The sequence below is a fragment of the Brevundimonas sp. EYE_349 genome (assembly GCF_023147505.1).
GTDB lineage: Bacteria > Pseudomonadota > Alphaproteobacteria > Caulobacterales > Caulobacteraceae > Brevundimonas.
Genome location: NZ_JAHXPB010000007.1, coordinates 180400 through 206218, shown reverse-complemented (window position 1 = coordinate 206218; position 25819 = coordinate 180400). Strand labels below are relative to the sequence as shown.

General features: G+C 65.1%; 34 protein-coding genes. 20 read left to right on the top strand and 14 right to left on the bottom strand.

What is annotated here, in order from left to right:
- Positions 1-109: 109 nt before the first annotated feature.
- The 8 genes from KZX42_RS13980 (at position 110) to KZX42_RS13945 (ending at position 6935) form a co-directional block, all read left to right on the top strand.
- On the top strand, positions 110-2968 hold the full coding sequence (locus KZX42_RS13980) for a monovalent cation/H+ antiporter subunit A (protein ID WP_248120239.1): 2859 nt from the start codon (positions 110-112) through the stop codon (positions 2966-2968).
- Complete coding sequence (locus KZX42_RS13975; protein ID WP_185225664.1) at positions 2965-3315, top strand: Na+/H+ antiporter subunit C; 351 nt, start codon at positions 2965-2967, stop codon at positions 3313-3315. Before KZX42_RS13980 ends, KZX42_RS13975 begins: the two co-directional genes overlap by 4 nt.
- Positions 3312-4853, top strand: a complete 1542-nt coding sequence (locus tag KZX42_RS13970) for a monovalent cation/H+ antiporter subunit D (RefSeq protein WP_185225665.1) — start codon at positions 3312-3314, stop codon at positions 4851-4853. The genes KZX42_RS13975 and KZX42_RS13970 overlap by 4 nt, the downstream gene beginning before the upstream one ends.
- Positions 4850-5341 carry a Na+/H+ antiporter subunit E gene (locus KZX42_RS13965; RefSeq protein WP_185225666.1) on the top strand — a complete coding sequence of 164 codons (492 nt, stop codon included), beginning with the start codon at positions 4850-4852 and terminating at the stop codon, positions 5339-5341. The genes KZX42_RS13970 and KZX42_RS13965 overlap by 4 nt, the downstream gene beginning before the upstream one ends.
- Positions 5338-5619: a K+/H+ antiporter subunit F gene (locus tag KZX42_RS13960; RefSeq protein WP_185225667.1), complete on the top strand. Its 282-nt coding sequence runs from the start codon at positions 5338-5340 to the stop codon at positions 5617-5619. Before KZX42_RS13965 ends, KZX42_RS13960 begins: the two co-directional genes overlap by 4 nt.
- Positions 5616-6050 (top strand): Na+/H+ antiporter subunit G, encoded by a 435-nt coding sequence (locus KZX42_RS13955; protein WP_185225668.1) that lies wholly within the window; start codon positions 5616-5618, stop codon positions 6048-6050. The genes KZX42_RS13960 and KZX42_RS13955 overlap by 4 nt, the downstream gene beginning before the upstream one ends.
- A 316-nt stretch (positions 6051-6366) precedes the next feature.
- A complete protein-coding gene (locus tag KZX42_RS13950) occupies positions 6367-6585 on the top strand; it encodes a hypothetical protein (RefSeq protein ID WP_185225669.1) in 219 nt (72 codons plus the stop codon).
- 26 nt (positions 6586-6611) lie between these two features.
- Entirely contained in the window at positions 6612-6935 is a 324-nt protein-coding gene (locus tag KZX42_RS13945) for an HPF/RaiA family ribosome-associated protein (protein ID WP_185225670.1), read from the top strand.
- A gap of 63 nt (positions 6936-6998) precedes the next feature.
- Here KZX42_RS13945 and KZX42_RS13940 read toward each other — a convergent pair whose 3' ends face one another.
- Complete coding sequence (locus KZX42_RS13940; RefSeq protein WP_205196333.1) at positions 6999-7268, bottom strand: PepSY domain-containing protein; 270 nt, start codon at positions 7266-7268, stop codon at positions 6999-7001.
- Between the two features lie 100 nt (positions 7269-7368).
- Here KZX42_RS13940 and KZX42_RS13935 point away from each other — a divergent pair, with 100 nt between their 5' ends.
- Positions 7369-7536, top strand: a complete 168-nt coding sequence (locus tag KZX42_RS13935) for a hypothetical protein (RefSeq protein WP_185225671.1) — start codon at positions 7369-7371, stop codon at positions 7534-7536.
- Between the two features lie 2 nt (positions 7537-7538).
- A complete protein-coding gene (locus KZX42_RS13930) occupies positions 7539-7697 on the top strand; it encodes a hypothetical protein (protein ID WP_185225672.1) in 159 nt (52 codons plus the stop codon).
- A gap of 170 nt (positions 7698-7867) precedes the next feature.
- Here KZX42_RS13930 and KZX42_RS13925 read toward each other — a convergent pair whose 3' ends face one another.
- A complete protein-coding gene (locus tag KZX42_RS13925; protein ID WP_248120199.1) occupies positions 7868-8545 on the bottom strand; it encodes an ATPase, T2SS/T4P/T4SS family in 678 nt (225 codons plus the stop codon).
- Between the two features lie 111 nt (positions 8546-8656).
- Here KZX42_RS13925 and KZX42_RS13920 point away from each other — a divergent pair, with 111 nt between their 5' ends.
- Positions 8657-8863 carry a helix-turn-helix transcriptional regulator gene (locus KZX42_RS13920; protein WP_205682273.1) on the top strand — a complete coding sequence of 69 codons (207 nt, stop codon included), beginning with the start codon at positions 8657-8659 and terminating at the stop codon, positions 8861-8863.
- Positions 8864-8975: 112 nt separating this feature from the next.
- Positions 8976-9197: a helix-turn-helix transcriptional regulator gene (locus tag KZX42_RS13915; protein WP_248120231.1), complete on the top strand. Its 222-nt coding sequence runs from the start codon at positions 8976-8978 to the stop codon at positions 9195-9197.
- A 94-nt stretch (positions 9198-9291) separates the two neighbouring features.
- On the opposite strand, the gene KZX42_RS13910 is transcribed toward KZX42_RS13915, so the two are convergent.
- Both KZX42_RS13910 and KZX42_RS13905 read right to left on the bottom strand, forming a co-directional pair.
- Positions 9292-10536, bottom strand: a complete 1245-nt coding sequence (locus tag KZX42_RS13910) for a DUF3363 domain-containing protein (protein WP_248120197.1) — start codon at positions 10534-10536, stop codon at positions 9292-9294.
- Positions 10537-10869: 333 nt separating this feature from the next.
- Entirely contained in the window at positions 10870-11787 is a 918-nt protein-coding gene (locus KZX42_RS13905) for a DUF2493 domain-containing protein (RefSeq protein WP_248120229.1), read from the bottom strand.
- 378 nt (positions 11788-12165) lie between these two features.
- On the opposite strand from KZX42_RS13905, the gene KZX42_RS13900 reads away from it, so the two are divergent.
- Positions 12166-13764, top strand: coding sequence for a serine protease (locus tag KZX42_RS13900; protein WP_248120195.1), 1599 nt, complete (start codon positions 12166-12168; stop codon positions 13762-13764).
- Here the strand turns inward: KZX42_RS13900 and KZX42_RS13895 are convergent.
- From KZX42_RS13895 to KZX42_RS13885, 3 genes are all read right to left on the bottom strand, one after another.
- Positions 13667-14131: a GcrA family cell cycle regulator gene (locus KZX42_RS13895; RefSeq protein WP_205682270.1), complete on the bottom strand. Its 465-nt coding sequence runs from the start codon at positions 14129-14131 to the stop codon at positions 13667-13669. The genes KZX42_RS13900 and KZX42_RS13895 overlap by 98 nt on opposite strands.
- A gap of 120 nt (positions 14132-14251) precedes the next feature.
- Positions 14252-14680, bottom strand: a complete 429-nt coding sequence (locus tag KZX42_RS13890; RefSeq protein ID WP_248120193.1) for a single-stranded DNA-binding protein — start codon at positions 14678-14680, stop codon at positions 14252-14254.
- A gap of 34 nt (positions 14681-14714) precedes the next feature.
- Positions 14715-15071 (bottom strand): hypothetical protein, encoded by a 357-nt coding sequence (locus KZX42_RS13885; protein ID WP_205682268.1) that lies wholly within the window; start codon positions 15069-15071, stop codon positions 14715-14717.
- 180 nt (positions 15072-15251) lie between these two features.
- Here KZX42_RS13885 and KZX42_RS13880 point away from each other — a divergent pair, with 180 nt between their 5' ends.
- Together KZX42_RS13880 and KZX42_RS13875 are read left to right on the top strand one after the other, a co-directional pair.
- Positions 15252-15860, top strand: coding sequence for a DUF433 domain-containing protein (locus KZX42_RS13880; protein ID WP_248120191.1), 609 nt, complete (start codon positions 15252-15254; stop codon positions 15858-15860).
- Entirely contained in the window at positions 15857-16387 is a 531-nt protein-coding gene (locus tag KZX42_RS13875) for a type II toxin-antitoxin system VapC family toxin (RefSeq protein ID WP_248120189.1), read from the top strand. The genes KZX42_RS13880 and KZX42_RS13875 overlap by 4 nt, the downstream gene beginning before the upstream one ends.
- Here KZX42_RS13875 and KZX42_RS13870 read toward each other — a convergent pair.
- From KZX42_RS13870 to KZX42_RS13850, 5 genes are all read right to left on the bottom strand, one after another.
- The gene (locus KZX42_RS13870) at positions 16326-16817 is read right to left on the bottom strand and encodes an isoprenylcysteine carboxylmethyltransferase family protein (RefSeq protein WP_248120187.1); all 492 of its coding nucleotides are present in this window, start codon (positions 16815-16817) and stop codon (positions 16326-16328) included. The two genes, KZX42_RS13875 and KZX42_RS13870, sit on opposite strands and share 62 nt — an antisense overlap.
- Positions 16814-17884, bottom strand: a complete 1071-nt coding sequence (locus tag KZX42_RS13865; protein WP_248120185.1) for a 3-oxoacyl-[acyl-carrier-protein] synthase III C-terminal domain-containing protein — start codon at positions 17882-17884, stop codon at positions 16814-16816. The genes KZX42_RS13870 and KZX42_RS13865 overlap by 4 nt, the downstream gene beginning before the upstream one ends.
- Positions 17881-18255 (bottom strand): DUF411 domain-containing protein, encoded by a 375-nt coding sequence (locus tag KZX42_RS13860; RefSeq protein ID WP_248120183.1) that lies wholly within the window; start codon positions 18253-18255, stop codon positions 17881-17883. Before KZX42_RS13860 ends, KZX42_RS13865 begins: the two co-directional genes overlap by 4 nt.
- 141 nt (positions 18256-18396) lie before the next feature.
- Positions 18397-18879, bottom strand: coding sequence for an SgcJ/EcaC family oxidoreductase (locus KZX42_RS13855; RefSeq protein ID WP_248120182.1), 483 nt, complete (start codon positions 18877-18879; stop codon positions 18397-18399).
- A 78-nt stretch (positions 18880-18957) separates the two neighbouring features.
- Positions 18958-19596 (bottom strand): DUF2231 domain-containing protein, encoded by a 639-nt coding sequence (locus KZX42_RS13850; protein WP_248120180.1) that lies wholly within the window; start codon positions 19594-19596, stop codon positions 18958-18960.
- 117 nt (positions 19597-19713) lie between these two features.
- Between KZX42_RS13850 and KZX42_RS13845 the strand changes: the two genes are divergently transcribed.
- From KZX42_RS13845 to KZX42_RS13825, 5 genes are all read left to right on the top strand, one after another.
- The gene (locus tag KZX42_RS13845) at positions 19714-19995 is read left to right on the top strand and encodes a hypothetical protein (protein ID WP_248120178.1); all 282 of its coding nucleotides are present in this window, start codon (positions 19714-19716) and stop codon (positions 19993-19995) included.
- Complete coding sequence (locus KZX42_RS13840; protein WP_248120176.1) at positions 19992-20432, top strand: periplasmic heavy metal sensor; 441 nt, start codon at positions 19992-19994, stop codon at positions 20430-20432. Before KZX42_RS13845 ends, KZX42_RS13840 begins: the two co-directional genes overlap by 4 nt.
- Positions 20398-21018 carry an RNA polymerase sigma factor gene (locus KZX42_RS13835; protein WP_314137137.1) on the top strand — a complete coding sequence of 207 codons (621 nt, stop codon included), beginning with the start codon at positions 20398-20400 and terminating at the stop codon, positions 21016-21018. Before KZX42_RS13840 ends, KZX42_RS13835 begins: the two co-directional genes overlap by 35 nt.
- 172 nt (positions 21019-21190) lie before the next feature.
- Entirely contained in the window at positions 21191-21496 is a 306-nt protein-coding gene (locus KZX42_RS13830; RefSeq protein ID WP_248120172.1) for a hypothetical protein, read from the top strand.
- Between the two features lie 28 nt (positions 21497-21524).
- Positions 21525-21932: a copper resistance CopC family protein gene (locus KZX42_RS13825; RefSeq protein WP_248120170.1), complete on the top strand. Its 408-nt coding sequence runs from the start codon at positions 21525-21527 to the stop codon at positions 21930-21932.
- A 189-nt stretch (positions 21933-22121) separates the two neighbouring features.
- On the opposite strand, the gene KZX42_RS13820 is transcribed toward KZX42_RS13825, so the two are convergent.
- Both KZX42_RS13820 and KZX42_RS13815 read right to left on the bottom strand, forming a co-directional pair.
- On the bottom strand, positions 22122-22946 hold the full coding sequence (locus KZX42_RS13820) for a copper resistance protein B (RefSeq protein ID WP_248120168.1): 825 nt from the start codon (positions 22944-22946) through the stop codon (positions 22122-22124).
- Positions 22947-23950: 1004 nt separating this feature from the next.
- Entirely contained in the window at positions 23951-25780 is a 1830-nt protein-coding gene (locus KZX42_RS13815; RefSeq protein WP_248120166.1) for a copper resistance system multicopper oxidase, read from the bottom strand.
- Positions 25781-25819 lie beyond the last annotated feature (39 nt).

Below are 25819 nucleotides of genomic sequence, written 5' to 3'. Positions count from 1 at the left end.
CGGGGTCGCCACGGCCGGGCTGCTCGGGCTAAGGTACGGACGACGCCTAGCGACCGTGGGCGCTCCCGCCCCCGAACAATGCCGCTGAGAAGGTCGATCCTTGCTGCTTGTGCTTGCCCTCCTGCCCTTGATCGGCGCCCTCGCCCCAGCCTTGGCCATTCGCGCGGGTCGCAATGCCAGCGCCGTCGCGGCCGGGACCGTGACCCTGGCGGCGCTGGTGATCCTCGGCACGCTCACGCCGGCCGTGATGGCCGGCGAGACGGTCCAGGTCCGGATCGAGTGGATCCCCTTGCTGGGGCTGAACCTCAACCTCTTCCTCGACGCGCTCGGTCTGATGTTCGCCGGCATGATCATGGGCATCGGCCTGCTGATCATCGTCTATGCCCGATTCTACCTGTCCAAGGCCGACCCCATGGGTCGGTTCTTCGTCTATCTGCTGCTGTTCCAGGGGGCGATGCTAGGCATTGTCCTGTCGGACAATGTGCTGCTGCTGCTGATTTTCTGGGAGCTGACCAGCCTTTCGTCCTTCCTGTTGATCGGCTTCTGGCGACATCTGCCCGAGGGGCGCCAGGGCGCGCGAATGGCCTTGGCGGTCACAGGCGCCGGCGGGCTGTCGCTGATCGGGGGGCTGCTGATCCTGGGCCATATCGCCGGATCCTATGACCTGACGGTGATCCTGAAGAACCGCGAGGCGATCCAGGCGTCTCCTCTCTATCTGCCGGCGCTCCTGCTGATACTCGGCGGATGTTTCACCAAATCGGCCCAGTTCCCGTTCCACTTCTGGCTGCCCCACGCCATGGCCGCCCCGACGCCGGTCAGCGCCTATCTGCATTCGGCCACCATGGTGAAGGCCGGCGTCTTCATGCTGGCCCGGCTGTGGCCGGTGCTGTCGGGCACGGATGAGTGGTTCTACCTTGTGGCGACGACAGGTCTGGTGACAATGGTGTTCGCCGCGGTCGCGGCCCTGTTCAAGGACGATCTGAAGGGGCTTTTGGCCTATTCGACGATCAGCCACCTGGGCTTTCTGACCATGCTTTTCGGCTTCGGCACTCCCATGGCCGCCGTGGTCGGCGTCTTCCACATCATCAACCACGCCACCTTCAAGGCGGCGCTCTTCATGAACGCCGGCATCGTGGATCACGAGGCCGGGACGCGCGACATCAAGCGGCTGGGCGGTCTGGCGACCCTGATGCCGATCGCGGCCACCCTGGCGGTCGTCGCCGGTCTGTCGATGGCAGGCGTACCGCCGCTGAACGGCTTCATCTCCAAGGAGATGATGCTCGAAGAAGCCTGGCATGCCGTCTGGTGGAACCAGCCCTGGCTGGTCGCCGCGCTGGCGACCTTGGGGGCGACGTTCTCGGTGGCCTATTCGTTCCGCTACATCGTCCATGTCTATTTCGGCAAGAAACGCGACGATTATCCCAAGACGCCCCATGATCCGGGCATTGGCCTATGGGGGCCGCCGGCGGTGCTGGTCGCCCTGGTCGTCGCCATCGGTCTGTTCCCCGCCGTCGTCGCCGGGCCGCTGGTCGAGCAGGTGTCGCGAGCCGTCATCGGCGGAGATACACCCTATTATTCGCTGTCGCTCTGGCATGGCGTGACGCCCGCCCTGTTCATGAGCATCGCGGCCATCGGCCTGGGCTTGGTCATTCTGAGCGCCCATCGGCAGATCGCCGCTTTCTGGCATGGCCTGACTTTGCCCGACGCCAAGGTCCTGTTTGATCGGGTCGTTGTGGGGGCGACCAGGGCGGCCGTCGCGTTCACGGCCCGGCTGCAGAACGGATCGCTTGAACGCTATATTGCGATGTTCATCGGCGCCGCCGTGGTCGTCGGCTTCGCCGGCTTTCTCGGCTTCGCCTTCATCGCCGGGGACCGTCCAACGACGGCGGCGTCCCCGATGGCCATCGTCGCCTGGTTAGCCCTGATCGCGGCCACGGTTCTGGTGCTGATCAACCACCGAGCCCGATATCTGTCGCTGATCTATATCGGGATCGTCGGCCTGGTGATTTCATTAGGCTTCGTCCACATGTCCGCGCCGGACCTCGCCCTGACGCAGATTTCGGTGGAGGTGGTCACCATCCTGCTGATGCTGCTGGCGCTCAATCTGCTGCCCAAGACCAGCCCGCGCGAAAGCCGCCTGCCCCGTCGCCTGCGCGACGGCGGACTGGCCGTGCTATCGGGCCTAGGCGTCGGCGCTGCAGCCTGGGCCGTCATGACCCGCCCCCTGGACAGCATCTCCGGCTATTTCTGGGAGAACGCCTATTCGGGTGGGGGCGGCACCAATGTCGTCAATGTCATCCTGGTCGATTTCCGCGGATTCGACACCTTCGGCGAGATCATCGTCCTGGGCATCGCCGCGCTGGCGATCTTCTCCCTGCTCGAGACGGCGGGGACGGGAGCCAGCGGTCGCCGGATCCTGGCCTGGCGACCCGATACGCCGCGTTCGCCCGAGCACCACCCGATGATGCTGGTGGTCGCCACCCGCCTGTTGCTGCCCCTGGCCGTAATGGTTGGCCTCTACATCTTCCTGCGGGGACACAACCAGCCGGGAGGCGGTTTCATCGCCGGCCTGGTCATCTCCATCGCAATCCTGATGCAGTATATGGCCTCGGGCTATCAGTTCGCGGCCCAGCGGCTGCGCGCGGACCACCACACCCTGATCGGCCTGGGCGTGTTGATCGCGGCGGCGACCGGCCTCGGCTCGCTACTGTTCGGCGCCCCCTTCATGACCACGGCATTCGACTATTTCAGCCTGCCCGTGATCGGCACGTTCGAGCTCGCCACCGCAATGCTGTTCGACATCGGCGTGGCGCTGACCGTCATCGGCGCGGTGATCCTGGCCTTGGCGCAACTCTCCCAGGTCGCCCAGAGCGCCGAGAAACAGGAACCGCTCCAGGCGGATGAGCCGATGGATGTGGATCCGTCCCGCGCAACCCCGCAAGCCGCCGCCGGGGAGGTGGAACGATGATCAGCCTTGAGTTCCTGGTCGCCTCGGCCATCGCCGTCCTGACAGCCGCCGGCGTCTATCTGGTGCTGCGTCGACGGACGTTTCCGGTCGTGCTGGGACTGGCCTTTCTGTCCTACGCGATCAATGTCTTCCTGTTCGCCATGGGCCGCTTGGCGATCGACCGCACGCCTCTCTACGACAAGGCGGCGGAAGGCCACACCGACCCCCTGCCTCAGGCCCTCGTCCTGACCGCCATCGTCATCGCCTTCGGAATGACCGCCTTCGTGGTCGTGCTGGCCCTACGCAGCTATCTGGAGACCGGCGTCGACCGCGTTGATGGCGCATCGGACCAGGAGACCGAACAGTGAGTTTGATCACCTCCTATTGGGTCATCGCCAGCGTGCTCCTGCCCGCCGTCATGGGGGCGGGCATCCTGCTGTTCTTGCGCCACCACCTGACCCTGTCGCGTCTCGCTGCGGTCGGATCCTGCCTGACCCTGATCGTCGTGGCCCTCGCTCTTCTCGCCCAGGCGAACGGCGGCGACATCCAGAGTTATGCTCTGGGCAATTGGCGCGCGCCTTTCGGCATCGTGCTGGTGCTCGACCGGCTGTCGGCGATGATGGTGCTGCTGACCGCCGTCCTGGCTTTTGTCGTCCTGGTCTATGCGATCAGCACCGGGACAGATCGCAAGGGCTGGCATTTTCACCCGCTGTTCCAGTTCCAGCTACTGGGGTTGAACGGGGCCTTCCTGACCGGCGACCTGTTCAACCTGTTCGTCTTCTTCGAAGTCCTGCTGATCGCGTCCTACGGGTTGATGCTTCATGGCCAGGGCGGTCAGAGGCTGAAGGCGGGGGTCCAGTATGTGATCATCAACCTGGTCGGATCGACCCTGTTCCTGGTGGCCGTCGGCCTGCTTTACGGGGTCACCGGCACGCTCAACATAGCCGATCTGGCGGTGCGCGTGGCGGCGGCGCCGGCAGGTGATCAAGGGCTCATCGCCGCCGCCGGCCTGTTGTTGACCACGGTCTTCGCGCTGAAGGCGGCGGTCGTGCCGCTCCATTTCTGGCTGCCGGGAACCTATGCCGCGACCACCGGGACGGTCGCGGCCCTGTTCGCCATCATGACCAAGGTCGGAGCCTATTCGATCATTCGCACCAGCACCCTCATTTTCGGGGAGGACGCGGGCGGCCTGGCGTTTCTGGTCGGCCCCTGGCTGCTTCCGGCCGCGCTCGTGACCCTCATCATCGGCTTTGTGGGCATGTTTGCGGCGCGGGGACTGCGCGATCTCGCAGCCTGGGCCGTCGTCGGCTCGATGGGGACGCTGCTGTGCGCCGTGTCCGTCTTCACCGTCCAGTCGATGGGGCCGGCCCTATACTATATCCTGCACTCGACCCTGGCCGGCGCCGCCTTGTTCCTAGTCGTGGACCTGGTCGCCCAAAGACGCGCCGAACATGGCGACGCCATCACCTTGGCCCCGCGGTTTCGTCAGATCGAAATCCTGTCGGCCCTCTTCTTCCTGGCCGCCATCGCCGCAGTCGGCTTGCCGCCCCTGTCGGGTTTCGTCGGCAAGCTTCTGGTGCTGGACGGCGCACGGGCTTCGCCGCACGCCGTCTGGATCTGGGGAGCGATCCTGACGACGACCGTCCTGGGCGTGTTGGCGTTCGCACGCGCCGGCAGCATGATCTTCTGGAAGAGCGCATCGGTCGAAGGCGAAATCGTCTTGCGGTCCCTGCGCGGCAGGCGCGGAGGGGTGGGGGCGGCCGCCGCCCTGTTGCTGGCGCTGGCGGGCCTTACCGTGCTGGCGGGGCCAGTGACGGACTATACGGCGGCGGCGGCGGCTCAGTTGTTCGCGCCGGACCAGTATATTGACGCTGTCCTTGGTCCGCAGTCCGGAGGTCGCCGATGATCCGCCGCCTTCTGCCTCACCCCGGCCTGAGCGCGATGCTGGTCGTGGTCTGGATGCTGCTGGTGAACGAATTCACCTTCGGCGCCCTGTTTCTGGCGATCGTGTTCGCGGTGCTCGTTCCGCTGTTCACCAGCCGCTTCTGGCCTGATCGGCCCGCCGTGCGCTTGGGCCCCGCCCTGGTCGGCTACGTCGTAATCGTCCTGTTCGACATTCTGATCGCCAATTTTCAGGTGGCCTGGGTGATCTTAATGCGACGCAACCGCGACCTTCGCTCCCAATGGCTGGTGATCCCGCTGGAGCTTCGTTCGCCCGAGGCTATCACCACCCTGGCCGGCACCATCAGCCTGACCCCCGGCACAGTCTCGAGCGATATTTCTGGCTGCGGCCGTGCGCTGCTGGTCCATGCCCTCGACGTCGCCGATCCCGAGGCGGAGGTCGCCCGCATCAAACGTCGCTATGAGGCCCGTCTTCTGAAGGTGTTCGCATGACCGGAACCCTCCTTCCCATCGCGCTGGGCTTCGCCTTCGCCTGCGTCAGCCTTTCGATCCTGCTGAACCTGTTCCGGCTGTGGCGGGGACCTTTGTCGGCGGATCGAATCCTCGCTGTCGACACCCTGACCATCAACGCCATCGCCATGATCGTTCTGTTCGGGATCGCCTATGCGACCTCGTCCTATTTCGAGGCGGCGCTTCTTCTGGCCATGGTCGGTTTCGTCGGCACCGTGGCCTACTGCAAATTCCTCCTGCGAGGAGACATCGTCGAATGAGCCTAATTGCGGAAATCGCCATCTCGGTTCTGCTGCTCGTCGGCGGGGCCTTCATCCTGGTCGGGTCGTGGGGGCTGGCCAAACTGCCGTCGGTCATGACCCGGCTACACGGACCGACCAAGGCCACCACCCTGGGGGTCGGCGCCTGTCTGATCGCCTCGATGATCTATTTCCCCGTGTTCGGCGGGACCTATTCGGCCCACGAGCTTCTGATCACCTTGTTCCTGTTCCTGACCGCCCCGGTGTCGGCCAATATGATCGCCAAGGCGCATATTTACCGCCAGGGCCGTCGCATTGACGCCAACCCAAGCGACGACATCATCGACGGTCTGCCCTCCCCGCCGGGAACATCCGATTGGGCGACATTCGGCGGGGCGGATGAGGGCGATCCAACTCCCATCAGCGTCGGGCCAGAAGAACAACAACCGTGATCTCCACGGCGACCTGACCAAGGTCCGGCCAGGTCGCTCCGAGGCACTCGATCAATGACCCTTTCGGTTCGCCGACTTGGCGCTCTAGCGCCATGGTCATTTCGTTAGCGCCGCCGTGGCGTGATGGACGAGGTGAGCACCAGCGCCATTTCATGCGACGTCTTCGGCGGCCCCACCATGGTGGCGGTGCTCCGGCGCCAGGATCAGACCTCGGCTGCGCCGCAGGCGGTCTTCCCGCCTGCCGCCGATTGCCACAGGGGCGCAACGCCGCCGTCCGGGACGTGTTGATTCCTGGCAACATCAACGGAGAGCCATCATGGACGACGAGCAAACGGTGAAGCCCGCAGCGCAAGCGGCTCAAGCCGCCAAGGCGATGGATTTGAAGAAGGCGGCGCCCGACCCCCGCCATCCCTCGCCGGAACCGACAGCGCATGAGGGCATGAACGACACGCCGAATACGAAGATCGCGCCATCGGGCGCCTTCGACGCCGAGGGGCAACGCCCGGTGCTGGAACGGTCGCGCAAGGCGCGCTGACCGACATCACTCAACCCGGAGACACCATGGATATTCAGATCAATACCGCCAACAACCTCGAAGGCAGGCAAGCCGCCACAGAGCGACTTGAGGCTTTGGTGAGCGATCGCCTTTCGCGCTTCGAAAATCGGCTCACCCGCGTGGAGCTTCATGTCGGCGATGAGAACGGCGAACGGAGCAATGGCGCCGACATCCGTTGCCAGATCGAGGCCCGACCTGCGGGCCACGATCCTGTCTCGGTGACCGACCAGTCGGCCTCGATCGATCAAGCGGCGGCCGGCGCGCTCGGAAAACTGACGACGGCCCTGGACCGCACGTTCGGAAAAGCGACAAACCGCAAGGGCCACTGAGCCTGAGCATGTCTCGGTTCGCTGGAAGAGCCCGCCGACAGCGGGCTCTTCTACAGCTCAGGTCTATGTGTCGGCGTCGTGCTGGATGATTTCCAGGCTCTGGGGTCGCAGTTTGAGATCATAATCACGCCCGTCTGCGGTCCGGGCGTCCTCCACCTCCCAGACCCCATCATCCAGTTCGATCTCATCCCAGCGTACAAATCCCTCCGCGCGAAGCACTCGTTCGATGGCGGCGCGTTCCTGTGGCGTCGGAGGGCGGTCGTCCTGAGCCCAGGCCGGCGTCGCGAGAACGCCGACCACAGCCACGGCGGCCAAGGTTTTGAGCATGCTCATTTCTGTCTCCTCGTAGCGTCAAGGTGACGAAAACGCCGCCAACGGCCAGGGGTTCGATGACGACTTGCCGCACCACCTTGCACCCGCGTCATAGGCGGCATTGGCCTCCCTAAAGCGCTTCTTCCACCGTAAGCCGCTGTATCGCCAGATCGTCGAACAGGCCAAGGGCGCCGGCATCATGAACGCGGTCGCCCACCAGACCCATTTTGGATACAGCAACCGGGGGCGGATCCAGGACGAGGGTTACGAGCTTGGAAACCCGACCTGACGATGTGCGTGGAACTCATCTGCGACCGCGACCGACTGGAGGCTTTCTGCGCGACGCACGCGGCCGTGCTGCACGACAAGATCATCGTCTACAAACATCTTGAGCACTGGCGTTTCGGCGCCGGACGCATTGAAGCCGACGACCTAGCGCCACCATCGTAACGTCGGCCTGACACTGGGAAATGGTTGTTACCGAACTCGGCGACCGCCGCGCCTGCGGCGCTGCATACAAAAGCTTGTCGGCGTCGTGGGGAATGGCCGGCCCCTCTCCAAAGCAGACCTTCCGATCGTCCGAGATGAGTCAGAGTCCGTCGTTTCTGGTTGGACCAAGATCAGGCTAGAACGCTAATCGCGTATCCGTCGTCACCCAAGGGCTCGACCCCGAGGACTGCTTGGACCTGTCGTCCGGCGGTGGTCCGCCGGATGTGGACAATTCGATCGACCGCCTGGGCGATCGCCCGGCGCGGCGTGCGCGACGAAACCTCGGCGATCAGGTCCTCCATGCGACGCAGGACATCGTCGGCCGAGTTTGCGTGAATGGTCGACAGGCCACCGGGATGGCCCGTGTTCCAGCTCTTAAGCGTCTCGAGCGCCGCCGCTCCGTCCCGCATCTCACCGACAACGATCCGATCCCGAAGAGGTTGTGGCAAGGCGAGCACGATCTCCTGGATCTGCACGACTGCGTCCTGGGCCGGCTCACAGGTCACGGCCCCTAATGGAACGGCGCTGTCTAGAATCTGCCGCCGTCGCCGCGTCTGGCGATCCCCGCTGAGACCGATGTTGAAGGCGATCTTCAGGAGGAAGGCCCGCGGATGGCGGATATCCAGATCCGCCTCGATGGCTTCCATCCGGAGCCAGATTTCCTGGACGAGATCTTCGGTGTCCGCCCCAAACCGACGACGAAGTCTTGCCACAAGCCAAGGCGAGTAGCGGCGGTAAAACCCTTCAAGCTGAGTTCGACGACGCGAGCTCGACATAGCGGACACTGCGCCGGTCTTCACATCCGACATGGCTACCTCCGCCCAAAAGCAAATCAAATGCGGTGGCTGAATCCTAACGGATGGGCTGAATGGTTACTATAGTGACTGGTGGAGTTTGGCGATTTCCAGCCGGCTGTGGCGATGGAGTTGCGGGAGAAATTTGGGCTTAATGTCCGCCGCAGCCGGAAAGCCAAAGGCATGACTATCGAGGGCTTAGCCCACCACAGCGAGCTATCTTACAGCTATGTGGGTGAAATCGAGCGGGGACTCCGAAATCCAACTCTTGATGTCGTGGAGTCATTGGCGAAGGGCCTAGGCATAGACGTTGCACGGCTGTTCGAAAGCTAGACTTCCGGCGTAAACGCTCCATCTGCAGCATCCGCCCGCAATCAGAGGGTCGCGACCTGCTTGGTTACTATAGTAACTGGCTCTAGCGCGCTGCTTGGTTGTGTTAGCCCAAATGGGGTTAGCAGGCGTTTTCGGAACGAACGTACGGCGGCGGCGCCTCGATAGGGGAATCACCCTTGAAGCGCTCGCTCACGACGTTGGTTTATCCTACAGCTATGTCGGTGAGTTGGAACGTGGCAGGCGCAATCCAACGCTGAAGGTTATTGAACGGATCGCCCGAGCGCTCGAAGTGGATGCCTTGGTCCTTCTGCAGGAAGAAGTCAGCCAGAGTTAGTAGCCGCCAAATCTCCACAAGCCGACATGCACGGTCCGCACTGTCCCGGCCCAGCCTGTATTGGAGTTGGCGGGTCCGACCACCGGCAGGGGATCTAACTGCCGCGGCTCAGGTCCGCCCCTTTGCCGACAATAAGTTGAGCGACGCCGTTCGTCGATGGAACCAGGGTCACGCCCTGGTCTAGACGAACGCCAGCGTGCCCCGTCCGAAGGCTGGCGTAGTGTTCCACACCCGATCCATCTCGCACCACCGCCCATGGCGAAGCCCCCGCCTCATCATGAAACCCGGTCTTCACGACCACGCCCCGCACGGTGTCCTTCCCCAGAACCCGCACGTCTCTCGCACCCTCCAGCCGTCGCTGATTGAGGGTGCGGATGATGTCGCGCCGCACCTGAAGCGTGCGCAGTTTCGTCTCCATTTCGCCGTCCAGCCGATACCGTCGCCCGCTCCGCGTCGCGAGGCCCAGGCGTTCGAGATGCCTTAGCCGGCCCCGCGTCAGAGCCGCCCAAGCGTCGGTCGATCCGACCCCGTCATCGACCATCCCCATCTTGTCCGTTTCCGAGATCAGCCGCCGGTCGAACCCCGTGAAGCGGTCGGCCTCGGTCTCTTTCCAGATGCGCCGTTCGGCCTCTACCCGCGAGAGATCCCCCAGCCGTTCCTGGGCCACTTCCTGCGCCCGTGCGCGAAACCCATAGCCGATGTAGTCGCGCGGAATGACGAGGTCTCGGCCATCCTCGCGACGCCCCCGAACGAGCACATGGGCATGGGGTTGATCGGTGTCGAAATGGCAGGTCGCCACCCATCTCAGATTGGGCTCTCCGTGGTCCGCCGAGACCCGTCCCATGACCTCGCGAACATAGGATTTCATATCGAGCCGTTCCCCGTGTTCGGGCGAGATGATGAAACGGAAATGATGGCGGTCTTCGCTCCAGCCTTCCGTCTCGACGCCGGGCAGGACGCCATCAACATTTCGGTCGAAAAACTCCGGCCGCTCGCCTTCGGCGCCGGCACCCTGACGTCCGAGATAGGCCATATGTTTGGCGAGCGCGGCTGCCCGATCGGCGCCCTTGCCCATGTGTCGCGAGACCAGCGCCTTGACGATCACCTTCTGGCGAACGTCCAGCCGGAAGGCGCGACCTGACCGATTCTGGGCCGCCTTGAGCACCCCGGACCGGTTGCCCAGGGCGAAGGCTTTCGAGCTCGCTAGACGTTTGAGCATGCCGTTCTTGACGTTCATCCGCTCGGTCTTGAGGGACAGCGGCAGGCCGATCCTCACGGCGTCGGCAGCCTGACCGGAGCCGGCGGAAACCCGCCCGTCGATCTCGTTCCGGATCAGCATTCTCAGTCCTCCAGAGCAAGCGCAGAGCCCTCGAAGGACGACAACTCAAGACAAGTCGTCAATCCCGTCCCGGGCTGCCGATAACTCCCAGACAGAATAGGAGAAAACGGCACAGCCAAAAACACCCTTTTATCTTGCCCTCCGTCCCTCTTTGCAGATTGTCATCCATTGAAATCACATGCCGACATACCCTATCAACAGTCATCAGGGTTGGTGACCGGAAGCGAGATGTACACACACTGCACAGGCCGTCGATCGGATCGAGCCGCCGGATGACAAACAAAAACCCGCCCGGCCGAAGCCGAGCGGGTCGTCGATTTCAGTCCTGGTCTGTCAGGCTGCGCGTGCCTTGATCGACACATGCCGCAGCCCGGACTCCATCGCCTTCTGCCGGAGGTTGAGCGCCGGTCCGAACGGCCGCTGATCCTCCCTCATCCCCGCCACCGAATGGACCAGGGTGAGGCAGACTTCCGGCTCGAGCGCGATCAATTCATCGTTCGCCCGGAAGGGAGCGGCCTTGCCGTGGGTGTCGAAATCCGCCCGGGCGAGGATCAGCTTCACGCCCTTTTGCTGGGCCCATTTGATCGCGAGCTTCTCGGAGCCCTTCGCCCCGGTCGTCGCCAGAGCCATGTCGGGCCACTCCTGCTTCGCCCAGTTCAGAGCGTCGAATATCCGGCCCGCATCTTCCGACGTGTCCGCCGTCGGCGCGCCCCGGAAGGCGATGACAGGACCGGCCGGATCCGCCTCTCCCGACTTCCGGTTGCGGATCGCCCGTATCGCCTGTTTCGCTTCCAGCTGCGCCGCCGTCAGATGGGTGCCGCGCCGCGATCCGCGCCAGGCCGTCCAGACCTCTCCGGTCGCCACCGTCCAGGTTTCGGAGGCGGCATCCCGGATCAGTTCACAGGCCTGCGTCGCCGCATCGCCTGCTCGAGCCTTGGCAGTCGCTTCCTGGAGTTCGACGTCCGCAGCCTCCGATCCGTCGAAGTCGCGGTCGAGCGATCGCATCGTGTCGCGCGCCCGGTCCGCATCCCGTTCGATCCGCCCGGCCGCCGAATGGAAGGCGCCGATCAGGGCCTCTCCCAGGATGGTCTGGAAATCCTCCAGCGCGGTGTCGGCGATGACGTCGATCAGCTCGGTCATGAGCGCGCGCCCGAGCTGAACCAGGGCGTCTTCGGTCGGAAGCGAACCTGCATTTTCCAGGGATGCGGACAGGTCGGCCAAGGCGGAGGATGAAGTGTTGAAGTGGGTCATTGGAACATTCCTTGAGACTGCCGTGCGCCCCATGCGCAACGACCCCGGTTTTGGCCACAGCGGGGTCCCCGGCAGTCACCGGAGCGGAGGGCCGCTTGCCCTCCGTGGAGGGGATAAGGCGAAGCCGTTGACTTCCGGGGTGCTGTGACAAAATCGGAGGGCGTTGTGTGGGGGCAAGTCGTCGTCGCCCTTCGCGACGACGACACAACTCGGCGCATCGCTTGCGCCGATACGGACGACGATCCGGGTACAGGCCTGTCCAGTGCGGCCAGACTTGGCCGCGCCATTCCCTGGCGAAGACATGGTCATTTCGAGCATGATCACCATGTCAGGCGTGAAGAAAGACCGGTGCATAATTGCCGGACGGAGGACCCCCCAATGGCTGTGGCGACCGTCAATCTTTACGACCACCGCCCCTCTCCCGAAGCGCGGACGTGGGACCTCCCGCCATGGGGGCATGTGCTCTCCAAGGGCGTGCTGCCGCTATTTATCCGCATCGGCCCACGCCTCATGCCGATCGGCACCGCCTATTGGCTGGGCGGCAATGCGCCCTTCGTCATGACCGCTCTGCATTGTATCGCCGAGGCCCTGCGTCATGAGCCGCGCTACGAGCGCTTTCTGGCAGCGGGGAATTTGCCGGCGAGCCTCGATCTGACGAATTGCGCCTTCTACGTCCTGCATCAGGACGATTGCACGGCCGATGGTGGTCGGATCACCCTGATACCGCTCGAGTCCGTCGACGCCGGTCCGCCCGGCGATGTCGCCTTCGGCTTTCCCCGCTTCGAGGCCGGCAGAACGACCTGGGCGCTGCCGATCAGCTTCGATCCTCCGAGGATCGGATCGACGGTCTGGAGTCTGGGCTACACCGACTTCGAGCCCAAGGACGGCATTCTCCTGGAGGATATCCAGAACGGATCTTTCGACTGGGCGAAACACTACCGGCACCGGTTCGTCGTGACCGAAGGGACGGTCGAGGAGATTTTCACCCAGCGGTTCACCGCCGGCTTTACCAACGGTCCTTGCTTCGCCTTCGATAACGCCATCGCTCATGGCCAGAGCGGCGGCCCGATCATCACCCCCGACGGGCGCGTCGTGGGATTGAACTCGGCGACTGCGGAAAACTTCTTCAACCGACCGATGTCGCTCGGGTCGATGTTCTTTCCGCTCCTGCTCAACGGTGTGAGAGCGAGCGTTACAATGGGCGCCCCAGGCGCCAGCCTGACGATGAAGATGCGACGCCCCCTGATCGAGATGGTCTTGCAGGGCGCGATCAAATCGGACGGCAGCGAAACCCATGTCGCCATCCACGATACACCCGAGGGAAAAGCGATCGGCGCACGCATTCCGCGGGATGACCAGCCCCACGCCCACGCGGACTCTCCGCCTTTCAGACCGGCGCTCCCAAACAACTCGTCACGGAATACTGGCGTTTCGTCCCCACGAAAGCCGAGGATCAACCACCCGCCGACCCGGCGTAAAGAGTCAGCGGGCGACCCCGTGGAGTCCGTCCTGGAGCCCGGAGGTTTCCCCTTCGGTCCAGCCGTTGGGCCGCCAGCCACTGAGAAAGGCTTCCATGGCCACCTGAACCGGGCCGCTGATGTCGCGTTTGCCGGCTTCCATTTCGAGGATGCGGGCCTCAAGCTTGTCCGGCGCGCCGGCCAGCCGGAGCGCGCGCGCCATGGTCAATGGATCCCACCCCAGAATTTGACGGGCGACTTTCAGTTCAGCGGCGGAAGCAGCCATCGGGACCTCGTGCGGCCAGAGGCCGAACAGCGGGCAGCTCGACCTTGGCGACCCGGACAAAAGACGAACGGCGACCTCGCAGAGGCCGCCGTTCCGATCATATTGCCTCAAGATTGTAGCAAGGGCGTGGCAAATCTCAGTCAAGCCGCGCCAGCCGATCGAGGATGCGGGGCGTGTCCGCCGCAGGCCGATAGGCGACGGCGGCATGCACGGCACAGAAGGCTCCGCGCGTGACCGGCTGACCGCACAAACTGAAGTCAGCGGCGCCGGGCTCTCCGAAAGGCCAGCGGCACTGGCAGCGCCGAACCGAGAGAACTGTGGCCAGCCCATGCTGCTTTGCGACCTCTGGGGGAGCGTCAATCGGCCGGGCCGCCAAGGACCTGGTCGGTGCGAAGGTTGGTGGCTTTGGACCGGCGTCGGGGCGTTTGGGCGGACGGCCGGACCGGCCGGCCGACAGACCCATGCGATGGACTTTGCCGAGCACGGCGCTGCGCGTGATGCCATTGGCGAGATCGCGCGCGATCTGCGCGGCGGTCTGGCCCTCGAGCCAGAGTTTCTTCAGACGGCCGATGCGGTCATCGGTCCAGGCAGAGGCAGTCATGGGAAGCTCCGAGGCTGACGAACCCATTCGGCTCACCCCGCGCCGCCCTGCCTTCACCTCCCGCCACAAGGAAAAACGGCCCGACGCTCGCGCGCCGGGCCGCCCTCTTCCGTCCGCCGTTTAGAACGGGATGTCGTCGTTCAGGTCGTAGCCACTGGCCGGCTCCTGGACTTGGCGGTCGGTGCCGCCCTCATCGCCGGTGCCGCCTTCCGCAGCTTCGCGCCGGTTCTTCAGGCGGATATCGCCGACGATCACCCGCATGTCGTAGTGTTCGACGCCGTCTTTCCCGGTCCATGTGTCGTTCTCGACGTGGCCCTGGATGACGACCCGACTGCCTTTCCGAGCAAACGGGCCGATGTATTTCTCGGCCGTCGCCTCGTTGAAGCAGATGCAGTTGAAGCCGGTGGTCCGTTCGCCGGGCGTGCCGTCGGCTTTGCGGAAGCGGGTGGTCTCGAGCACGCGGAAGCTCGCCCGCTTCTTGCCCGTGCCTTGAGCGGCGAGAACGGACGGGTTGGCGGTCAGATAGCCTTCGATGATCACGGTTTGCATGGTCAGTCTCCTGAGAATTGAATGTTGATAGGAATCAGGCGGCGGCGCGGTCGGCGCTGCTGTCCTGGGTGCCGCGGTCCTCGGCCCAGTCGAGGACGGTGAGCCGGTTGATGACCAGTTCCTTGGCCGTCCGCTCGGTGCCGTTCTTGGCCGCGTAGGCGGTGTCGATGAAGGCGCCGATGACGACGGCCTCACACCCCTGCGCGAGGCCCCGGGCAATGACCTTTTCGTTCAGGCCCTTGGACCAGCTGACGCAGTTGACGCCGACCAGCCTATCCTTGCCGGCATTATCGACACCACGGCTCTCGAGCAGGCGAAACACGGCCTTGCCGAAATCGTCGGTGATCTGGGGGTCGGCCGCCAATCGGCCGGTGAACATCACGTTTTGCATGTCAGTCTCCTATGGAACCGAAGCGCCGAGAGAGCGGATCTCCCTCATTCCACTTCACACGAAGCCTCCCTTCCTCCGCTCCTTTGGACGGTGTTCGGTCACGCACGCGATCCTGGACCACATCGACATTGCCGAATCCCAATGCGATCCTATATTGGATTATATTAGGAGACCTGTTCGATGCCCGATCCCCAGTGGACCTTGCCCGAAGCGGCGTTCGTCCTTGATCAACCGCTCGACGCGATCAAACGCGACGTCAATCGGAGACCGCTCAAACCAGAGGCCTCGGGCCCGTCCAGACGCGCCGTGCGATGCGTCGGTCTGACCGATCTCGTCTATCTCGACATGGTGGCCACCTATCGCCACACCCTGACGCCTTCCGCGCTCGACGACCTCTACGTCGCCGTGGCCAAGGAGCCTGCGCAGTCCGCCAGCGTCTCTGTCGGGCCACTCATCGTCCACCTGAAGCGGCATCGGACCAATGTCGCGCAACGCCTGAAGGCGCTGGAGGCCGTGGATCGCGCCATAGAGATCAAGCACGGCGCTCCCGTCGTGAGAGGCACCGACATCGAGGTCCACCGGTTGGCGGCACTCTCGGCAGGCGGGGCGACGGATGAGGAGATCCTTGAGGACTATCCGTCGCTGTCGCTCGCCAAGATCAAGGCGGCGACCGCTTATGCGCGCGCCCATCCCAAATCCGGTCGTCCTTACCCGGCAACGTCGGCGAAGCGCGCGATGCAGGGGGCTGACCTTACCGGGCTCGAGCGGTTCATGCGGCCGAGGGGATGATCTATCTGCTCGATACCAACATCGTCAGTCAGAGCAGCAAGCCCAACCCGTCCGCCAACATCTTGGCATGGCTCCGGTCGGTCGATGACCACGACCTGTGCATCAGCGCCATGACCGTCCGCGAAATGCGGTACGGAGCGGCGCGGGCGACAGCCGCGGGCCATCCGACCGCACCGGCGATCACACACGGGGTGGACGCGGTCATCGCCGCCTATCAGGGCCGTATCCTGCCCATCAGCGAAACCGTAGCGGCGGCCTGGGGCCGGATGCTGGCCGAGCGAGACGGCGATGAGGAGGATACCGCCTTGGCCGCTACCGCACTGGTCCATGGTCTGACCCTCGTGACCGCCAACATCAAGGATGTGACGGGTCGGGGCGTCCCCCTTTTGAATCCATCCCGGTCTTCGCGCCTTGTACGCCATGTCCATGGCGTAAGCAGACGACAGCCCGCATCGAGCACTGCGGTCACCGCGCGGCGAGCGCTGCGTTCTCTATCCGGACGCGGTAGGCGATCAGCAAGGCATTGAGCAGGCTGAACACGAGCGCGATCCCGATCTGGCCGAACGCCAGAGGCAAGACGGCGATCTCCAGCGACGCGATCCAGTAGTTGGGGTGTCGGATGAACCTGTAGGGACCATTGCGAACGAGAGGGGCGCCGGAGAGGCTGATGATCCGCGTCGTCCAGAACGGGCCGAGCGTCGCGATGACCCAGATCCGCGCGCCCTGTAGCACCAGATAGATCAGCAGCAGACTCGCGCTCGGCGTCGTCGTCCAAGGCGTCAGACCGGCGATCGTGGCGATCCAGGCGGCGTGCAGGACGACAAACAGCGGATAATGGCCGGCGCCGTATTCGACGGCCCCCTGCGCCTTTAGCCGCCGCGTATTCCGTGCCGCAAGCCAGAGTTCGCCCAGACGCTGGGCGATCACCAGCGCCAGGACGATCGGGAGCCAGCTCACGGGCGGATCAACATCAGCGCGGTCGTGAAACCCGGACCCAGCGACGTCAGCAACAGAGGACCGGGGTCCCTGGCGTCCAGCGTCGCTTTCAACACGAACAGCACGGTCGCCGAACTCATATTGCCATGATCGCGAAGGATATCGCGCGTGTGTTGCAGACTGCCGGCCGGCTGGGAGAAGCAGGCTTCCAGCGCATCGATCACCTTGGCCCCGCCAGGGTGACAGACAAAACCTCCGATGTCGGCGGCCGAAAGGCCCTCTCTTGTCAGGAAGGCTTCAGCGATCGGTTTGAAGTCCTGCTCGACCAGGGTCGGAATGTCGCGACTGAACACGACCTTCAATCCGTCGTCGGCGACCTCCCAACCCATCACGTCCAGGCTGTCCGGCCAGGTGTGTTCGTGGGACGCACCCAAGATCGGCCCGGTCGTGTCCGCGCGGCAGGAAATCACCGCAGCGGCCGCCCCGTCTCCGAACAAGGCCGTGGCGACGAGATTGGACTTCGACCGGTCCTGATAGCGAAAGGTGAGGGCGCACAGTTCGACGACGACAAGAAGAACCCGACTTGCGGGATCCGCGCGCGCCATGTCGGCGGCGCGCGCCAGACCGAGAACCCCGCCGGCGCACCCCAGACCGAAGATCGGCAGACGGCGCACATCGGGTCGAAAGCCCATCACCTGCATCAGACGCGCCTCCAGGGAGGGGGTGGCGATACCGGTCGAACAGACTGCCACGATCGTGTCGATCTGGTCAGGCCGAAGATCCGCGGCGGCGAGCGCCGCGCTCGCCGATCGCTGCAATAGATCGATCGCGTGCTCGAGAAACAGGTCGTTGCGCTCGGCGAAACTGTGGGGCTTCAAATACCATTCGATCGGCACGCACGAATGTCGGGTCTCGATCCGGGCGTTGCGATAGATGGGCGCAAGCCGTTCGAAGCCGCCATGGGTCGTCGCGAACAGTTCCGCGCCGTTCGCCGCCACGGCGGCTTGCGACAGTTCATAAGGCGGCCAGGCCGTGGCCAGGCCGGCGAGACGCGGTTGTGGCGACGGCGCACCCACGTCCGACATCATCCGATGGCCCGGGCGTGAGGTGCGAAGACGCGCGTCTGTCCGTCCTTGAGGATGAGGAGGGTCTCAAAGGCCTCGCGTCGGCCATCGGCGCTTTCCATGCCGGGGGAACCCAGGGGCATGCCAGGAACCGCCAGGCCCATGGCCTGGGGTCGTTCCGTCAGGAGGCGACGGACGTCTTCGGCCGGCACATGTCCCTCGAGCACATAGCCGGCGATCAGGGCGGTGTGACACGACGCGAGGTTGTCGGACACGCCATGACTGGTGCGAAGGCTCCGCAGATTGGGCAATTCGGTCACCTCGGCCGTGAAGCCCGCCTGGCGCATATGATCGATCCAGGCGGTGCAACAGGCGCAGGTCGGGGTCTTGAACACGGCAAGGGCGGTGGCCGACCTTGCCGGCGCGCAAGCCGTGACGGCGAGGGCGCTAGCGCTGAATCCTGCGGCCAGCAAAGCCCGCCGAGACAGTGATGAAGTCATAGGTCAAAGTCTCTTGGACTGGGGCTAAATACGGGTTCAGGAAGCGGGCCGGACGGGCCGCGCCGAGGAATGATAGAGGGAGAAACGCCAGACGCCGTCCCGTTTGCGCAGCACGCTGGTGGCGACGCCCTGGCGTTCGACGGGCGCCCGCGCGGCGTCCTTGAACGTGATCCGGTAGCGATAGGTCTCCGTCACGAGGGCGATGTCCCCGTCGATTTCGACGTCCGCCTGGGGTTCGCTGAACGTGAAGCTCGCCAGATCGGCGAACTCCGGTTCGAGATGATGCTCCAGATAGCGCGCGAAGGTCCCTTCGGCTCCGCCGCTTTCGAAGACCTCGGAGTCCTGCCAAAACAGGTCGGGCGTTTGCGACACGTCCAGCCGGGCGACGGCATCCCGGTAGGCCGTCACGACCGTGCGGACCTGCGCCTCGTCCGACGATTGTGACGGGTCGTGGGCGTGGGCCGTGGTCGTCAGCACGATGGCGAGGACCAGACCCACGAGCGCGGGACGAACAGTCATGAGTGTCTCCAGTCTGTTTGGGTCCGTCGCCGTTACTGCGACGGACAGGGACGCCCCGGGATGGGACGCCTCGGCGGATCAGAACATCAGATGCCGCATGCCGTGGGTCAGCATTCCCCCGAGCAGGCCATTCACCAGCACGGCGGCGGCGGTGGTCGTCAGGACACCGATGTAGAGCCACTCGCGCGACCGCCCCGGGCGCCGGACCCAATGTTCCTTGGCCCACCAGCAGATCAGGCCCATCAGGGCGATCGAGGTGCCGAGCCACCTGTGGGCGGTATGGGTCGCGTCGTCCTGTCCCGGCCACCCCATGGCGAACCAACCTAAGGCGGCGGCGCCGGCAGCCGACACCGCAGCCAGAGCGATGATCACCCGGGTCCCCTGCGTCAGAACCGGACGGCGCAAGGTCAGGGCGGCGATCTCCAGCAAGGCGGCGACGATGAACAGGGCGATGGGAAAATGGACCGCGGCCGGATGCATGGCGCCGAGCCAGCGGACGACACGCTGCGGAATGGTCCTGGGCGCCGCATCCCCCATGGCCTCCGCGTGGTCCATGCCATCGGCCATGCCGGCCATGGCCGGCATGGCCGATGCGGATCCGGCGGGATGCGACGCTGCGACCGGTGCGGCTTCGTGGTCCTCATGTGCGAAGGCCGGCGCGCTTGTGAACAGGCTCAAGGCCAGGGCGAACCCGGCCAGACCGTCGCGAAATTTCATCGTCGTCTCCGCTCTCTTACTCTACCTTCCCTACGCGCCCGAACGTCTGGCCCCTCGCGTGAGGGGTTGCCGTCATTCTCGCGTAGAACAAGTCAGGGGCTACGAGGAGACTGTGGGATGACGCGTGATCTGGACGATCTTCTTGGACGCCTGGCCGCGACGCCGGATAGCTGGTCGCTCGACGGGATGGAACCGCTCGTCTGGCGGCGGGTCGAGGCGCTTCGGAGCGAGAGGCTGATGTCTCAGTTGCGCGTGGGCGCGGTCGCAGTCGCCTTGGCCACCGGACTTGCCGCGGGCGGCGTCGGGGCCGTCGCGGCGCCGCGTCCGTCCGGCGACATGGCGGTCTTCACCGTCGATGCAAATCTTTCACCCCTCGTCAGACTGGAGACCGGTCGATGATGCGTGGCTGGCGCGCCATCGCCCTGACCGCCGTGCTGGCCGCACTGGCGAGCGGAGCAGGCACCTGGATCAGCGCCAGCTGGGTTCTGAGCCGTCGCGAACCTCCATCGCTGCACGATATCGTCCACCACGACCTTAAATTGTCAGCCGACCAACTCAGCCGGATCGAAGTGATCGAGGCCCGGTTCGCGGCGCGACGCCCCGCGCTGGAGGCCGCTGTCCGTGCGGCCAACCTGGAACTGGCGCGCGCCATCGAACAGAGCGACGGCGACAGTCCCCAGGTTCAGGCGGCCGTCGATCACTTTCACATGGCGATGGGCGTCCTGCAGAAAGAGACGCTCGGCCACGTCTTTGAAATGCGGTCCGTCCTCACACCCGAGCAGGCCGATCTGTTCGACGCGCGTGTCGTCGCCGCCCTCGCGCCCGGCGAAAACTAGCGTCGGAGTGGACACCGCATCAGACCTCCCGGCGCGCGCCGCCGTTGGCGACAGGGCGGCGTTCAGCGCGCTGATGCGGGAGACGAAAGGCCCGTTGTTCCGCTTCGTGCGCCGATACGTGGGCGACGAGCAGGAAGCCTATGATCTGTTGCAAGACACCTACGCCGCCGCTTGGGTCGGCATCCGACGGTATGATCCAAGCCGGCCGTTCGAGGCATGGATTCGGACGATCGCCCTGAACAAATGCCGAGACTGGAGCCGCAGGCGTTTCGTCCGGCGCCTGATCCGGGGTGGGGTCGACCTGTCCTCGCCCGAAGCCATGGCGGTGCCGGATGGATCTGAGCCCGCGGACGAACGGATGGAGGCGGGAGCCCGGCTCGCGCGTCTCAACGCCGAGCTGGACCGCCTTCCATCCCAGCTCAAGGCGCCTCTGTTTCTCACGGCGATCGAAGGCCGCAGTCAGGGCGAGGCGGCGGAAATTCTCGGCATCTCGGTCAAGGCCGTCGAAACCAGGCTCGCTCGGGCCCGCCGTAAGCTGTCCGACGCCCTGAGCGCGGTCCCTGCCCGGATTCGATCCGACACCTGAACAGCGGCGGCGGGACGCCCTCGCTCGTGATCGCCGTCGTGCGAGGGGAAGTCGGCGTGTATGCGTATTCCAGTAGGAAGGCGTCGCCGCATGACATCGGCAGCGCCTTGCGCCAGCGATCCGCGATTCGCGCTGGCGTCCACTCTGTTCCTTCCTTCTCCGGAGTTCGTTCATGAAATTTCTGCTCCTGTCCGCCGCCGCCGCGCTCGCCCTGGGCGCATGCCAGCGCGCCGCAGAACCCCAGCCGACGCCGGCCGAGCAGCCAACGGCTCCTGTCACGGCCGCCCCCCCGGTTCCGCAAGAGATGGCCCCCGCTGCGCCGCCAGCGCCTACGCAGGCGCCCGCCAGCCGGGCCGCGACTCCGCGCCCGACCCGTCCCGCCGCAGCGCAACCGGCCCCGACGCCCCCGCCGGCCGACCCGATGGCTGGGCACGACATGTCAAACATGGACGGCATGACCATGCCGCCCAAACAGTAGTTCGCGCTTTCAAATCAGGAGTTTTTCGATGAATCGTTCTTCCCTCGCCGTCATGGCCCTCTTCGCGGCCCTCGCGCCCGCCGCCGCGCTGGCCCAGGCCGATCCCCACGCCGGAATGGCCATGCAAGATCACGCCACGATGCAGGCGGCTCCCACCCCACAAGGCGTGGTCACAAGCCCGGCGGACAACTTCATGGGCGCGGCGCCCACGGCCTTCTCCGTGACCTTCCCGCACCCCATGACGCTGACCAGCGTCAAGCTGACATCCGCTGCCGGTCAGGCGGTTGACGTCGCAGTCGCATCGGCTTCAACGCCGTCCGCGACGGTCAGCGCCCCGCTCCCCGCCCTCGCGCCCGGCTCTTATTCTGCCGCCTGGAGCGCCACTGGCGCTGACGGCCATCAGATGAACGGTGTCGTTCGCTTCATGGTGCACTGAAGGCTACGGCCCCGCGCCAGGGAGCCGGGTCCACATCCAGGAAAACGCCGCGCGGCTGTCCGCGCGGCGTTTTTAGTGCGTGACGACACCCTGCGGGACTGCCGCGTCGGCGTCGCTATTTGATCAATCGGACGGTCGCCTTTCGCAAGACGCCGGCCGATTCATACCATGGGGGGCACAGCGGACCTGTTAGAACCAGGTCCGGATGCCAACCACCAGCCGGGTCTCCTCGGCGCTGCGACCCTCGGCTTCGAGGAAGTCCCGCGTATCGCCGAAACGTCGTGTCCATTCCACGCCGATATAGGGCGCGAACTCCTTGCGGATTTCGTAGCGAACACGGACCCCCAGCTGGAGCGACGACAATCCGGAGCCGATTGAAAGCTCGGGAATATCCTCCGCCGACAGGACCACTTCGGCGCGCGGTTGCACGATCCATTTCTGGGTGATCCGCTGGTCGTATTCGGCCTCGGCCCTGGCCGTCAGTTCGCCCTTGGTCGACAGGAAGGCGGCCGCATCGACCTCGAACCAATAGGGCGCCAAACCCTGGATGCCGAGCACAAGATCGGTGCGGTCCCCCTCGGGCCGATAGGTCTGGCGAACCCCAGTCTGAACGTCGAAGAAGGGCCGGATAGCGCGGCTATAGAGCGCCTGGACCTCGGCCTCCTCGACGCCGTCGCCGAAGGCGCCTTCTCCCTCGGATTTCCACCAGAACCGGTTGATGTCGCCACCGCTCCAGCCCTGGGCGTCCCACGCATATCCGCTCTCGCCGTCAGCGAAGGTCGTTTCGAGCTGATCAATGATGACCGCGGTGGTGCGCACATCGCCATTCTCCACACGCAGTTGTTCCCGAGCCGCAGCCATCTCGGCGGGATCGAACAACAGATCGGCTGCGTGGGGCGGTCCGCTGACCGCCCCTGCTGGGGCGAACGCCTGCGCAGGTCTTCCCGGGTTGTTCGCACTGGTCGGCACGTCAGGCGGCATCGCCATGCCCGACATGTCATGGCCTGCGGGCATCGCCGACATATCGTGCCCGGCCGGCATCGAGCCCATCGCGGACATGTCGTGACCCGCAGGCATCGCTGGAGCGGGTTGAGCCTGGCCCATCGTCGACATGTCGTGTCCGGCTGGCATCGATCCCATAGCGGACATGTCATGGCTCGCCGGCATCGCCGGAGTGGGCTGGGCCTGTCCCATCGTCGACATGTCGTGACCTGCGGGCGCAGCCGAAGCGGGCTGAGCCGGGCTCATCGTAGACATGTCGTGACCGGCCGGCATCGAGCCCATGGCGGACATGTCGTGGCCTGCGGACCCAGCCGGAGCGGGCTGGGTCGAACCCATCGTTGACATGTCGTGACCGGCGGGCATCGGACCCATGGCGGACATATCATGACCGGCCGGCGCCGCCCGTGCGGGCTGAGCCTGCCTCATCGTCGACATATCGTGGCCAGCGGGCATGGAGCCCATGGCGGACATATCATGACCTGCCGGCGCAGCCGGAGCGGGCTGAGCCGGGCTCATCGTCGACATATCGTGTCCGGCGGGCATCGGACCCATGACGGACAAATCATGACCGGCCGTAGCCGCCTGTGCGGGCTGAGCCTGGCCCATCGTCGACATATCGTGGCCAGCGGGCATGGAGCCCATGGCGGACATATCATGACCTGCCAGCGCAGCCGGAGCGGGCTGAGCCGGGCTCATCGTCGACATGTCGTGACCTGCGGGCGCAGCCGCAGCGGGCTGAGCCTGGCCCATCGTCGCCATATCATGGCCTGCGTGGGGGTCGACCGCGACCGGCGGCGACTGCTCCGGCACGGAGCCGGCTGGACACACCGGCGCGCCAGGCGTCCCGATACGGGCCGCATCCGCCGTCGGCGAACCGCGGCGCACACAACCGGCAGGAAGAACGGGTGCAGCCTGCGCGGCCGCGGGCGTCGTTCCGTGGCCCGCATGACTTTGCGCGAACACAGGGCCGGCCGAGGCGGCCAGGAGCAATGGGATAAGGCTAATGGATCCGCGGATCATGACGAGGCCCCTTCCATCGGGCGGACGGTGACGACGTTGAACATGCCTGCGTGCATGTGCATCAGCATGTGACAGTGGAAGGCCCAGTCGCCGGGGTTATCCGCCGTGAGATCGAAACTGACCTTGCCTCCCGGCGGCACATTCACCGTGTGCTTCAGCGGCTGGTGACCCGCGGGACCGCCGGTCACCAGTTCGAAGAAGTGGCCGTGCAGGTGGATGGGGTGGGCCATCATACTGTCGTTCACGAGGGTGACACGCACCCTCTCGTTCAACTCGAACCGGAAAGGCTCGACGCCTTCGCTGAACTTGCGACCGTCGAAGCTCCACATGAACCGTTCCATATTGCCGGTCAGGTGGATTTCCATGGCGCGGCTCGGCGCACGCTGATCGCGGTTCGGCGACAAGGCGACCAGGTCGGTATAGACGAGCACGCGGTGATCGACGTTCTCCAGGCCCATCGGGCGCTCGCCGAGCCGGTTGGTCGGAGACATGGCGACCGCATCGACGCCGACACCCACCTCCATGTTGGGAGGCGCATTTTCCGGGTCGCGCATATTCATCCCGGCCATCGACATGCCCGCCATGGCGCCGGCGGCCGGCGCCGGGCTCGCGCCGTGGTCCATGCCCGCCATCGGCGTCTGGGGAGTCATCTCGGCCATGGAGCCGTGGTCCATACCGGCCATCGCCTGGCCGCCCATCGCCCCATGATCCATGCCGCCCATTCCCATGTCCTTCATGGTCAGATTGGGCACTTCGCGGAGCGGAGGGACCTCCGCCGTCATGCCCAGGCGGGGCGCGAGGGTCGCCACCCCCATACCCGAACGGTCGATCGCCTCGGACACGATGGTGTAGGCTCGATCTTCGGTGGGGCGGACGATGACGTCATAGGTCTCCGCCACCGAGATCTGAAACTCATCGGTCTCTACGGGACGGACGTTCTCGCCATCGGCCTGAACCACAGTCATCGCCAGGCCGGGAATGCGGATGTTGAAGATCGACATCGCCGAAGCGTTGATGATGCGAAGCCTGACACGCTCCCCCGGCCGGAACAGACCGGTCCAGTTCTCCTGCGGCCCATGGCCGTTGACCAGATAGGTGTAGGTGGAGCCGTTGACGTCGAGGATGTCGCGCGGGTCCATGCGCATCTGCCCCCACATCCGACGCTCTTCCAGGCTCATCCTGTCGCTGCCGTCCAACAGGCCCGCAAGCGTGGTGCGTTGCCGATTGAAATAGCCCGGGCTCTTCTTGAGCTTCTCGAGGATTTCGTGGGGATGAATGAAGCTCCAGTCCGAGAGGACCAGGACGTGTTCGCGATCGTAGCCGATCGGATCGACCCCCGCCGGATCGATGACGATCGGACCGTAATGGCCCATGGCCTCCTGAAGGCCGGAGTGGCTGTGATACCAGAAGGTGCCCGACTGCCGCACGGGGAACTCGTAGACGAAGGTCTCGCGCGGCCGGATGCCGGGAAAGCTGATCCCGGGCACACCGTCCATCTGGAAGGGCAGCAGGATGCCATGCCAGTGAATCGAGGTGTCCTCGTCCAGACCGTTGGTCACGGACAGCCGGACGTTCTGGCCTTCGCGCAGACGCAGCACGGGCGCCGGCAGGACGCCGTTGATCGTGGTCGCCATCGCGGTGCGGCCGTTCAGGGTGAACGGCGTCTGCCCGACGGTCAGGGCGATGTCGGGTCCGCTCAGGGTCGGAAGGTCCGAACGCAGGCCGGGTGATCCGGTCTGCGCCCAGGCAGGCATCAGCCCCTGAAGGCTCAACAGGCCGCCTCCGGCGACGGCCCCGCGCAGCAGCGCCCGGCGATCGAGTTTCATGGGATACTCCTCAAAGTCATGCGGCCGTCTCGCTCTTCA

What these genes read in the sequence shown, in the direction of transcription:
- KZX42_RS13875 (WP_248120189.1), top strand. Translation starts at nt 15,857, where the DNA reads ATGATCTATCTGCTCGATACCAACATCGTCAGTCAGAGCAGCAAGCCC.
- KZX42_RS13965 (WP_185225666.1), top strand. Translation starts at nt 4,850, where the DNA reads ATGATCCGCCGCCTTCTGCCTCACCCCGGCCTGAGCGCGATGCTGGTC.
- KZX42_RS13855 (WP_248120182.1), bottom strand. Translation starts at nt 18,879, where the DNA reads ATGACTGTTCGTCCCGCGCTCGTGGGTCTGGTCCTCGCCATCGTGCTG.
- KZX42_RS13840 (WP_248120176.1), top strand. Translation starts at nt 19,992, where the DNA reads ATGATGCGTGGCTGGCGCGCCATCGCCCTGACCGCCGTGCTGGCCGCA.
- KZX42_RS13920 (WP_205682273.1), top strand. Translation starts at nt 8,657, where the DNA reads ATGGAGTTGCGGGAGAAATTTGGGCTTAATGTCCGCCGCAGCCGGAAA.
- KZX42_RS13890 (WP_248120193.1), bottom strand. Translation starts at nt 14,680, where the DNA reads ATGCAAACCGTGATCATCGAAGGCTATCTGACCGCCAACCCGTCCGTT.
- KZX42_RS13930 (WP_185225672.1), top strand. Translation starts at nt 7,539, where the DNA reads ATGTGCGTGGAACTCATCTGCGACCGCGACCGACTGGAGGCTTTCTGC.
- KZX42_RS13950 (WP_185225669.1), top strand. Translation starts at nt 6,367, where the DNA reads ATGGACGACGAGCAAACGGTGAAGCCCGCAGCGCAAGCGGCTCAAGCC.
- KZX42_RS13880 (WP_248120191.1), top strand. Translation starts at nt 15,252, where the DNA reads ATGCCCGATCCCCAGTGGACCTTGCCCGAAGCGGCGTTCGTCCTTGAT.
- KZX42_RS13895 (WP_205682270.1), bottom strand. Translation starts at nt 14,131, where the DNA reads ATGACTGCCTCTGCCTGGACCGATGACCGCATCGGCCGTCTGAAGAAA.
- KZX42_RS13865 (WP_248120185.1), bottom strand. Translation starts at nt 17,884, where the DNA reads ATGATGTCGGACGTGGGTGCGCCGTCGCCACAACCGCGTCTCGCCGGC.
- KZX42_RS13825 (WP_248120170.1), top strand. Translation starts at nt 21,525, where the DNA reads ATGAATCGTTCTTCCCTCGCCGTCATGGCCCTCTTCGCGGCCCTCGCG.
- KZX42_RS13915 (WP_248120231.1), top strand. Translation starts at nt 8,976, where the DNA reads ATGGGGTTAGCAGGCGTTTTCGGAACGAACGTACGGCGGCGGCGCCTC.
- KZX42_RS13820 (WP_248120168.1), bottom strand. Translation starts at nt 22,946, where the DNA reads ATGCCCGCAGGCCATGACATGTCGGGCATGGCGATGCCGCCTGACGTG.
- KZX42_RS13905 (WP_248120229.1), bottom strand. Translation starts at nt 11,787, where the DNA reads ATGACCCACTTCAACACTTCATCCTCCGCCTTGGCCGACCTGTCCGCA.
- KZX42_RS13815 (WP_248120166.1), bottom strand. Translation starts at nt 25,780, where the DNA reads ATGAAACTCGATCGCCGGGCGCTGCTGCGCGGGGCCGTCGCCGGAGGC.
- KZX42_RS13885 (WP_205682268.1), bottom strand. Translation starts at nt 15,071, where the DNA reads ATGCAAAACGTGATGTTCACCGGCCGATTGGCGGCCGACCCCCAGATC.
- KZX42_RS13850 (WP_248120180.1), bottom strand. Translation starts at nt 19,596, where the DNA reads ATGAAATTTCGCGACGGTCTGGCCGGGTTCGCCCTGGCCTTGAGCCTG.
- KZX42_RS13960 (WP_185225667.1), top strand. Translation starts at nt 5,338, where the DNA reads ATGACCGGAACCCTCCTTCCCATCGCGCTGGGCTTCGCCTTCGCCTGC.
- KZX42_RS13975 (WP_185225664.1), top strand. Translation starts at nt 2,965, where the DNA reads ATGATCAGCCTTGAGTTCCTGGTCGCCTCGGCCATCGCCGTCCTGACA.
- KZX42_RS13910 (WP_248120197.1), bottom strand. Translation starts at nt 10,536, where the DNA reads ATGCTGATCCGGAACGAGATCGACGGGCGGGTTTCCGCCGGCTCCGGT.
- KZX42_RS13900 (WP_248120195.1), top strand. Translation starts at nt 12,166, where the DNA reads ATGGCTGTGGCGACCGTCAATCTTTACGACCACCGCCCCTCTCCCGAA.
- KZX42_RS13940 (WP_205196333.1), bottom strand. Translation starts at nt 7,268, where the DNA reads ATGAGCATGCTCAAAACCTTGGCCGCCGTGGCTGTGGTCGGCGTTCTC.
- KZX42_RS13945 (WP_185225670.1), top strand. Translation starts at nt 6,612, where the DNA reads ATGGATATTCAGATCAATACCGCCAACAACCTCGAAGGCAGGCAAGCC.
- KZX42_RS13830 (WP_248120172.1), top strand. Translation starts at nt 21,191, where the DNA reads ATGAAATTTCTGCTCCTGTCCGCCGCCGCCGCGCTCGCCCTGGGCGCA.
- KZX42_RS13925 (WP_248120199.1), bottom strand. Translation starts at nt 8,545, where the DNA reads ATGTCGGATGTGAAGACCGGCGCAGTGTCCGCTATGTCGAGCTCGCGT.
- KZX42_RS13955 (WP_185225668.1), top strand. Translation starts at nt 5,616, where the DNA reads ATGAGCCTAATTGCGGAAATCGCCATCTCGGTTCTGCTGCTCGTCGGC.
- KZX42_RS13845 (WP_248120178.1), top strand. Translation starts at nt 19,714, where the DNA reads ATGACGCGTGATCTGGACGATCTTCTTGGACGCCTGGCCGCGACGCCG.